The 9,225-nt window shown below is 60.0% G+C and carries 8 protein-coding genes, 1 rRNA gene and 1 pseudogene; 5 read left to right on the top strand and 5 right to left on the bottom strand.

Going from position 1 to position 9,225, the window contains the following annotated elements:
• The first annotated feature begins 118 nt into the window (after positions 1-118).
• The 4 genes and pseudogenes from rrf to HMPREF2912_RS13255 form a co-directional block, all read left to right on the top strand.
• Positions 119-236 (top strand): 5S ribosomal RNA (gene rrf / locus HMPREF2912_RS09340).
• A 150-nt stretch (positions 237-386) separates the two neighbouring features.
• Positions 387-905, top strand: a complete 519-nt coding sequence (locus HMPREF2912_RS13420) for a DUF6973 domain-containing protein (protein ID WP_371441107.1) — start codon at positions 387-389, stop codon at positions 903-905.
• A gap of 246 nt (positions 906-1,151) precedes the next feature.
• On the top strand, positions 1,152-1,382 hold the full coding sequence (locus HMPREF2912_RS12905) for a hypothetical protein (RefSeq protein WP_144015057.1): 231 nt from the start codon (positions 1,152-1,154) through the stop codon (positions 1,380-1,382).
• A 13-nt stretch (positions 1,383-1,395) separates the two neighbouring features.
• A pseudogene (locus HMPREF2912_RS13255) lies at positions 1,396-1,901 on the top strand (SLC13 family permease); the annotation flags it as partial.
• Between the two features lie 108 nt (positions 1,902-2,009).
• Here the strand turns inward: HMPREF2912_RS13255 and HMPREF2912_RS09320 are convergent.
• On the bottom strand, positions 2,010-2,720 hold the full coding sequence (locus HMPREF2912_RS09320; protein WP_070683902.1) for a GAP family protein: 711 nt from the start codon (positions 2,718-2,720) through the stop codon (positions 2,010-2,012).
• A gap of 182 nt (positions 2,721-2,902) precedes the next feature.
• Here HMPREF2912_RS09320 and HMPREF2912_RS09315 point away from each other — a divergent pair, with 182 nt between their 5' ends.
• Positions 2,903-3,526: a TetR/AcrR family transcriptional regulator gene (locus tag HMPREF2912_RS09315; RefSeq protein ID WP_070531563.1), complete on the top strand. Its 624-nt coding sequence runs from the start codon at positions 2,903-2,905 to the stop codon at positions 3,524-3,526.
• A gap of 66 nt (positions 3,527-3,592) precedes the next feature.
• Here HMPREF2912_RS09315 and HMPREF2912_RS09310 read toward each other — a convergent pair whose 3' ends face one another.
• Genes HMPREF2912_RS09310 through HMPREF2912_RS09295 form a run of 4 tightly spaced genes read right to left on the bottom strand, consistent with a single transcriptional unit; the run spans position 3,593 to position 9,143 of the window.
• Complete coding sequence (locus tag HMPREF2912_RS09310) at positions 3,593-4,723, bottom strand: pyridoxal phosphate-dependent aminotransferase (RefSeq protein WP_070683900.1); 1,131 nt, start codon at positions 4,721-4,723, stop codon at positions 3,593-3,595.
• Positions 4,724-5,362 carry a DUF3239 domain-containing protein gene (locus HMPREF2912_RS09305; RefSeq protein ID WP_070683898.1) on the bottom strand — a complete coding sequence of 213 codons (639 nt, stop codon included), beginning with the start codon at positions 5,360-5,362 and terminating at the stop codon, positions 4,724-4,726.
• A 4-nt stretch (positions 5,363-5,366) separates the two neighbouring features.
• A complete protein-coding gene (locus HMPREF2912_RS09300; protein WP_070683896.1) occupies positions 5,367-7,004 on the bottom strand; it encodes a DNA repair helicase XPB in 1,638 nt (545 codons plus the stop codon).
• A 36-nt stretch (positions 7,005-7,040) separates the two neighbouring features.
• A complete protein-coding gene (locus HMPREF2912_RS09295) occupies positions 7,041-9,143 on the bottom strand; it encodes a helicase-associated domain-containing protein (RefSeq protein ID WP_070683910.1) in 2,103 nt (700 codons plus the stop codon).
• Positions 9,144-9,225 lie beyond the last annotated feature (82 nt).

The following is a 9,225-nucleotide window of genomic DNA, read 5'->3' as shown; positions in this document are numbered from 1 at the left end:
ACCCATCTAGGGTGTGTTGACAACAAACACAACAAAGACAATAAAATATCACTGTCGCTTGCGTCCACTACACAGTATCTGACACAACACCAGCAACCAGACGTTGCCCTAAGTGTTTGTCGGTGGCCTATAGCAGCAGGGAAACGCCCGGACCCATTCCGAACCCGGAAGCTAAGCCTGCTAACGCTGATGGTACTGCAACCGGGAGGTTGTGGGAGAGTAAGAAACCGCCGACACCAAACAACAAACAACAACTCAATACAACAAGCCCGCCACCTTTGAGCAACAACTCAACGGTGACGGGCTCCTTCGTCGTTTTCGCATACAACCTACAAGTACAAACCTGAAAACACAGACCTGCGTGCTGCACATCCACGTCTGCGCTTATGGACCGCAATGGATCCCTGCACCGTTCATACGCGCTATTTGTCCCAGGTGAAGCGTCCAGGGTCACTGACATCAATCTTCAGGTAGCGCCTTTTGCGACCGCCCAGTCGGACCCCTACCGGATATATATCCAGGGCTTTGAAATGCTGTCCTGCATCGCGCTGGTCGACGTAGTATCATGCGGCATCGCCAATCAGGCAGCCACAACCGCGAGTATGGAAGCGCAGAACCGGTTTCCTGGCGCCACATCACTCCGCAATGGAAAGGGCGATGCTTTTCGGCACTGCTTGTGGAATGCCCTGATGACGATGAGAATCGGTGCAGGTGCAGCTGAACGCATTGCTACTAACCACGAAACTGTCGCTCAGGGGCCAGCGGATGAGACCAACGTGGACTTGTATAACAATGCCCAAGGTCGATTTCTTGGATCTGCTTTCGCAAGTAGTGGCGACGAAGCTTCTGCTCTGAACCAGTGCGCCCTCTGGGCTAGAATTGGACTGCTATCTACACTTTCCTAGGAGAAGGGGGTTATGTTAATGAGACGCATGATGGCGCAGATAGGGCTCACTAGTATTGTTTCCCTATTACTCTCCTCTTGTAGTTTTGATGACCCATTGGCTTCTCATCTCGCGTCCGTAGGACGATCGGGACATGAAACCCCCGTTACTGAGTCCATCACACTGGAGGAACTCTACGGACCAGAGTGGACTGAGTTTTCGCTCGTGTGCCCATACACTCCGTATCAAACAGTCAAAGAAACACTTATGGCTGATGATCCCCCTGTTCCAGAACACGGCTTCTCCGATCATGAAAACTTCCTCTTTCTTAGAGGAAAGGGCGACAGCGAGAAATGGGTGAAGTTCTCTCGACAGGCTCTTGATCTGTGTTCTCCATCAAGTCCGTCTTCTTTAATCATGGAGTCAACGACAGTGGCTCTCAGTTTTTCTCTGGATAGTCCGGGTAGTGCTTGGATTCTCACCGGCTTGAACAAGTAGTCATATGGGCTCGCTGCCCGTTGAATCCAAGAAGCTGCAGTACACCCTGGACTGGTCAGATGCGGCCAAGATTGACTGGGGCACCATCATATTGTTTGGTTGCGGCATGATCTTCGGCGCTATGCTGGGCAGCTCCGGTCTAGCAGAAACTATCGGTTCCGGACTCAACAATATGTTGGGCGTATCTAGTGCCTTGGTCATCACTGCCATGGCGGTGTTGCTGGCCATCCTCATCTCTGAGACCACAAGTAATACCGCGGCGGCTGTCACTGTGCCGATTGTTGTTCCACTCGCCATGGCTGCGGGAGTGGACCCTGTTATCCGGCGATGGCCGCTTCCTTCGGCGCATCCTTTGGCTTTATGCTTCCAATTTCCACGCGGCAAAATGCCATCGTTTACGGCTCCGGCTGCGTTTCCATCGCGCGTATGATCCGCACAGGCGTCAGCTTCGACATAATCGGCGGCGCGCTGATTTTCTTCTTTCTCCCAACTGTTGCCGCCTTGGTAGGCATCGGATAGGGGATGAAGAAGACGTAGCTCTCGGCCGCCGTTATGACGGGTCGGGGGGCTAGCTCTGCAGGAAGGGGCTCTTCAATCGGCGCTATCGCTCAACGTTCAGCCCGGCACTCAACCGATCAATCCGAGCCCTTGTGCACTCGATGCCGCCATGTAGACTCCCACAATTGCCGCGATCCACAGCAACGTCACTTTCGCTTCATACTCCAGCCGACGGATGGCGCGCTCCAGACGAGGAAAGATAGCCGGCCCCGCTGCGCCTGCAATGGCAGCCATAAGAGTTGCCGGTAGGACCGTGATGATGCAGTACCCCGCAATAAGCGCGACCTTGCCGCTAAACCCGAAAGACATAGACTGGATAATTCCCATTGCGCCCAGGTAAGGCAACATCGTCGCAGCCTCGACGACGGCAGCACCTAGCGCAAGCCCCACCATGCCGGTCGCACTCAGTGACGCGCCCCGTGCAAGGCGAGAAGCCCGACTCTTTGGTACTTCTGGGCCGGCGGTCTGCGCGGCTGCGGGCTTTTTTGGGTTTGGTGAGAACGCACCGAAGATGAAAAGCCCCGCGCCCAGTACAAGAGTCACCCACCGGAACCAATCAGTCTCGCTTACGCCAGAAAGTCTCGATACTGCTGCATCGAACCCTAATAGAAGCGCAATACCAAGGCCGCAGTAGGCCGTGGCGATCGTAGCGAGATAGGTGCCCAATAGGCCTAAACGTACTCGTCGCCAGATAACAATCAGTGCAATAGGAATGACAAGGGTTCCTGCACTCAAACTATCTACGAGTGCAAGGCCAGCAAGGGGAAGGAAGTCTGACATGGAATTCTCCAGTAGTCGGGTGTTTGCGGGGAGTTTGACCTTAGATTCGCAAGAGGCCTCAATCCAGCGTCGTACGTTCGTATTAATCGCGGGCTTGGTACGATTGTACGAGGCGCAATGCGCGAGTGCAACTACACTTATGAATGGCTCATCGCATCTGAGCTACGCAAGATTGGAGCTCCATGTCCGTTGATCGCAACACACCCATCACCGGCACCGCCGCAATGATCGCTGATGCTGCTATTCGAGTGATGGTCAGCCAGGGCCTCGATGCCCTGAGCGTGCGCAATGTCGCCACTGAAGCTGGCGTCGCACCTGGGACTGTCCAGTACCAGATGGGTAAACGGGACGACATCATCGCGAAAGCTTTTGTCAGGTCGTTGCAGCGTCAGGAGTCGCGGGCCCTTACACAAACCGATGCGACGGATTTTCACGCGGCCTTCCACAGTCGTCTTGCTGAACTTTTGCCAATTGGACCTGTCCAGCGCGAGGATTCCGCTGTGTGGGTCATAGTGGGAGCTGCTGCCTCGACGCGTGAATGGCTGGCTGACTTATACGACGCCGAGGTGACGAAGTTTCGGGCGCGCGTTTCTGAAGGTCTCGAAGCAGCGCAACGTTTCGGAAAATTGGCCCGAGGGCTGTCGCCTGAGCAAGGTGCTCGTCTTGTCACTGCACTGGTCAACGGGCTGACGATCGACTACCTCAATGCTCCTGTGGACTCGTCGAAGCAGTTGCTGGCAGACCTTGCTTCGGGACTCGCGCTGATTGTAGAACCCGGTTCTCCTAAAGGCCAGAACGGAATGTAGGGGGCTGAAAGCCGTTAAAGACAAGAATGTGCAGGACAGAAGGGGCAAGCTTAGGAGCCTGAATTCTTAGGACTCTGCAGTTAGACGCCGCACGGCTTCGCGAATGACCTCGGGACGCTTGCAGAAGGCAAAGCGAACCTTGGACTTCCACGGCTCTGGGTTGTCCGTGAAGGCGGCCAGCGGGATGGCTGCCACACCCTTTGTTGCGGGCAGCTGCATGCAGAAGTCCACGCCGGTCATTCCGGTGGGGGAGACATCGGCAACCACGTAGTAGGTGCCGCCGGTGTCGTGGACGTGGAAGCCCAACTGTTCTAGCCCTTCCACTAGGATGCCGCGGCACTCTGCAAGCTCAGACACCATGCCATCCAGCCATTCTTGTTCATAGCGCAGGGCATGTGCCACGGCGGGCTGGAAGGGCGTGGTGGAGACGAAGGTGGTGAACTGCTTGGCTTTGATGACGCCGTCGAGAAGCTTAGGCTCCGCAATGGCCCAGCCGGTCTTCCACCCGGTGCAGTTGAAGGATTTGGCGGCAGAAGACACCGTGACGGTGCGCTCGGCCATCCCCGGCAGGGAGGCGATGCTGACGTGCTCGGCGGTGCCGAAGGTGAGGTTTTCGTAGACCTCGTCAGCTAACACAAGGAGGTCCTTCTCCACGCAGAGCTCGGCAAGCTCGGTGAGCGCCTCGCGGGAGAAGACCGAGCCGGTCGGGTTGTGCGGGGTGTTGATGATGACCATGGCGGTCTTGTCCGTCACGGCAGCACGTACCGCAGCAACGTCGATGTCCCAGCTGTTGCCGGATTCCTTCAAGGGGACGGCGATGCGGGTGGCGTCGGCAAGCGCGATGGCGGCGATATAGGCGTCGTAATAAGGCTCGAGGACGATGACCTCCTGGCCGGGCTCCACGAGGCCTAGGACGGTGGCGGTGATGGCCTCGGTAGCACCGGCGGTGACCACGACGTGATCCTGCGGCACGGAGTAGGTCTCCGCGATGGCGTCGACCAGTTCTGGGACCCCGCGTAGGGGAGCGTATTGGTTGTTGCCGCCGGCGATATTCTCCTGGGCAATCTCCAGCATGCGCCGTGGGCCATCGCTATCGGGGAAGCCCTGGCCCAAGTTCACCGCGTCATGCTCCACGGCAAGCGCGGTCATGGTGGCAAAGATGGTTTCGCCAAATTCTTGAAGCCTGTGAACAGTCATTTACAGCACCAACAGATCGTACTTCGTAGCCTTGACGTCAGTCAGACGCTTGCGTGCGCGCTCCAGGCGCTGCCACTGATCCTCCGGAATGGACTTGCGTGCAATCGTCACGGTCTCCGCGTCCGGGGTGCCCCAGGCAATTGGCATCGGGGTGATCTGCTGCCAATGGTCTTTATCGCTGCTGCTGCGCTGGCCGGAAACAGCGGCCACCGGGACCTTAGTTCCCACGGTGCGCTTGATGCCTGGAATGCTCGTGACCGTGCGCAGGCATGCGCCCCACCGCGGCGGCACCTTCGGGTCAACATTGGTGTTCACCAAGGCCATGAGGACCATGTCGCGCTCGTTGACCTCCGCTACGACGGCCGGGGCAAGCGGATAAGAATCATAGAGCTTTTGCGCCGTGCCGACCTTGCGCGAGGCCATGATGCCAACAACGGCGCAAAAGATTCCGAAGAGCACCATGCCGACGGCCAGCGTGATGCGCCAGACGGCATCCATGCCCAAGTAAACGGCGAGGGCACCGAGGATAAGAACCAAGCCCATGATGAGGCCGGAATTGCGCAGGCGCGAGGAATCCCGCAGGAGCTCGTTGTTCTTCTTGGCAAAGTCTTCGTTGACGTCAAACTTGAAAATCTTCATCAGCTCACAAGTCTACTTCGTCCACCAGCCGGTAGGCATAACCTTGCTCGGCCAAAAACCGCTGTCGGTGCATAGCATATTCCGCGTCGATCGATTCGCGCGCCACCAACGTGTAGAAGGTTGCTTCCTGACCATCCTTCTTAGGACGCAGCAGGCGGCCCAAACGCTGGGCCTCCTCCTGACGGGAGCCGAAGGTGCCGGAAACCTGGATGGCCAGGGCGGCTTCGGGGAGATCGATGGAGAAGTTCGCGACTTTGGAGACCACCAGGGTAGGAAGCTCGCCTTCGCGGAATTGCTGGAAGAGCTTTTCGCGTTTGGCGGTGGAGGTCTTGCCGTCGATGACGGGCGCGCCTAGGTGCTCACCGAGCTCCTCCAGCTGGTCCACGTAGGCGCCGATGATGAGCGCCTGCTGACCTGCATGCTTCTTTAGCAGCTTGTCGACGGCCCGCAGCTTAGCGCTTGCCGACGCCGCAATCCTATACCTCTCCCGCGCCTGTGCCGTGGCATAGAGCAGGCGCTCCTCCTGCGTCATGTCCACGCGCACCTCGACGCAGTCCGCGGTGGCGATGTAGCCGGCGGATTCCAGCTCCTTCCACGGCGCGTCATAGCGCTTGGGACCGATGAGCGAAAAGACATCGCCTTCGCGGCCGTCCTCGCGGATGAGTGTGGCGGTCAGTCCTAAGCGGCGGCGCGATTGTAGGTCGGAGGTCATTCGGAAAACTGGGGCCGGCAGGAGGTGCACTTCGTCGTAGATGATGAGGCCCCAGTCGTGGGAATCGAAGAGCTCGAGTGCACGGTATTCGCCCTTGGTCTTGCGGGTGACCACCTGGTAGGTGGCGATGGTAATCGGCTTGATTTCCTTTTTCTCCCCCGAGTACTCACCGATCTCCTCTGGCGTGAGGCTGGTGCGCCGCAGCAGCTCATCGCGCCACTGGCGCCCGGCCACGGTGTTGGTCACGAGGATGAGCGTGGTGGCCTGTGCTTTGGCCATGGCGGCAGCACCCACGATGGTTTTGCCCGCGCCACAGGGCAGGACCACGATGCCGGAGCCACCGGACCAGAAGGAATCGGCGGCATACTGCTGATAATCCCGAAGCTCCCAGTCCACCTCCTCGGTGCTCAGCGCGATGGGATGGGATTCGCCGTCGACATAGCCGGCGCGGTCATCGGCGGGCCAGCTGGCTTTGAGCAGCTCTTGTTTGAGCCGCCCGCGAGCGGAGGGCGGCACGGCGATGGTGTTGTCATCAATGCGCGGGCCCAGAAGTTCGCTGACTTTTTTGGTGCGCGTGAGCTCCTCCAGGATGACGGGCTCGTCCGATTCGAGGATGAGACCGTGGGCTGGGTGGGCCAACAGGCGCACGCGGCCGTAGCGCGACATGGTCTCGGCGACGTCGATCAGCAGCGCCTGCGGCACCGGGAAGCGGGAGTAGTTCTCCAGAACGTCGACGACTTGCTCGGCATCGTGCCCGGCGGCGCGCGCATTCCACAGGGCTAGCGGGGTGATGCGATAGGTGTGAATGTGCTCGGGCGCGCGCTCCAGCTCAGCAAAAGGCGCGAGTGCTGCGCGAGCTTCGTTGGCTTGGGGGTGATCCACCTCGAGGAGGACGGTCTTGTCCGATTGGACGATGAGCGGTCCGGGCATGATGGGGCCTTTCTACTCTGTGCGTCAGGGAGGGACTTAATCCCTGTCGGCGAAGCGGACGGAGGAAATGCGGTGAACCGGGAAACGCACGGGCTTTCCTGCGGTGCCTAGAGCATCAATGTAGCCGCCCTCTACTGATAATGGCTTCACGGTTACGGTGCGGAGATCGCCGCTTTTATCGGCATAGGAAATCACGATATCGGCGTGGAAGCGCGCGGCGGCGCGGGCCAGAGTGAGCGGATCTGGCTCCTCTTCCTGGTGTTGGCTCGGATCCTGCGCTGACTTCTGCAAAGCCTGAAGCGCCTGCTCCACCGAGGCGGGCTCGCGCTTGCGCGGCTTCGTGCGGGGCGTGGGCAAAAGGTAGGGCTCGGGGGCGACGGTAAGGGAAGCGCCGGATTCATCCTCTGGGGTGGGGGATAGGCCCTTCGCTCGCAGCTTCTCCAGCAACTCGCCCACGCGCAGCTGCGATACCGCGACGGTGGGCGCGAGCAGGCGCAGACCGGGAACGGATGCGACAGCAAGCTCCAGGAGCGCGGGGTCCTCGCTGCGAAGGTATGAGAGCGCCGGCCCGCTGCGGAGGGTGCCATGGCGCTTGGCGACGTCCCCGATGGCAAATTCCAACGCCTGCGGCACGCCCGTCGGGCAATGCTTTTCCAAAAAGTCGGTCATTTCCTGGGCGGTCAGACCCTGGTCCATGCCACGGCGAATGGTGGACTCGCTGATGCGGTACACGCTGGCCAAGCCTGGGGATTCGAGGTCAGCCATGGAGGCGAGGGTGCGGTGCGTGTCTGGCTCAAGGGGGCCGGGCACGAGGACGGTGAGATCTTGTTGGATGATGAATTCGCTGACGGTATCGGGGACGAGGCTGGCGGCCGCGGCGGAATCAGCCAGCACACTGGTAGCTTTGCCCAGCGCAATGGCACCGATCCATTCGGCTTCGGCGCGCAGATTCTCAATGGTCAGCGTGCGCGTGTGGCTGGCAAAGAGAGGGGAGCGAAAGCGCAGATCCTCCCAAAACTCTTCGTTGTTCAGCGCGACGGCGGAGTGAGCGTAGACACCCAGGACGAAGCTACGGAAGCGCGGCAGGCGGCGCACTGCGCTGTCGTCTGCGAGCACCCGAGTATCGCTCCATGTGGCCCAGGGGGAGGTACGCCAGGCGTCGAGAAGAATGCGCCACTTCTCCCCGAGATCGGCCTCGAGCCAGTCCTGGGAGCCGGTGGTGGGGGCGAGGAAATGGCCCTCTAAGCCATCAGGTTCGCCGCGGTGGAGAAGCCGGGCGTGGTGTCCTAGAGCAATAAGCCGCCCGACTTCTTCTTTATCCAAGTCGAGGTCCTTCGCCAACTGGTTGAGCGGGCGAACGCCCACCGAAGAATCCTTGAGCAGCGCGACCGGGTGGCTACCGAGCAACTCGATGAGCCTCTCCATGCCACGCACGGCCTCGAGGCCCGCCGCGGCACCGGCGTCGTCTGCCTTTGAATCCGGTTCCGGGGTGCCGGCGCGGCCCGAGGGAGCGGTGGGAATGGGCGGGGTGGCGTCCCCAACCAGTGCACGGGCAAGTGCGCGCGGCAGGCGTACCGAGTGGGCATTGATGCGCTCCAGGAAACCTTTGGCCAGCAGGCGCTTGGCGGGGTCGTCAGAGTTGATATCCGGCTCGGTGTCAGTGGTGTATCCCACGCCATCGCCCTTGGCCAAAGCGTCGAGGATGTGGCGCTCTTCTGGAGTGAGCGCTTCGATGTCTTGTGCGTCGAACTCGACTTGATTGCGCAGCGACCATCCGGTGGGAAGCGAGCCCATCACCGCGGTGACGATGCGTACCTGCGGTGCGTCACCGAAGACGAGGCCGCGCTCCTTGAGCTGTTTCGTGATTGTGGGGTTGGTGTCTTCCACCATGTCGACCTCGCCGCCGCGTTGTGCGATGTCCTCCAAGGCAGCGAGCTGCTCGGCGTTGCTTGCCGCCAAGGCATCCGCGACATGCATCGGAAGTGTCAGGCGCGAGGCCAGCGCGTCGAAGTCCCTCGGCGCGGGGGAGAGAACATCGCTGCGGTTGCTCAGCAGGGCGCGTAAGTCTTCAGCGGGTAGTTGGCTGAGCCATTCGCGGTAGCTCTCGGTGACGTGGGCGCGGTTTGAGGGGGAGGTCATGATGGCCATCAAGTTTAGTAGGCGGGGGAGGGATGGGGCCCTCGTTGGGTGATTAAGTTACTTTTCGGCGCAGGGTTTGGAA

It is taken from the genome of Corynebacterium sp. HMSC056E09 (genome assembly GCF_001813425.1).
GTDB classification, from domain to species: Bacteria; Actinomycetota; Actinomycetes; order Mycobacteriales; family Mycobacteriaceae; genus Corynebacterium; species Corynebacterium hesseae.
The sequence above is the reverse complement of the archived record's forward strand: the minus strand, read 5'-3'. Positions and strand labels throughout refer to the sequence as shown.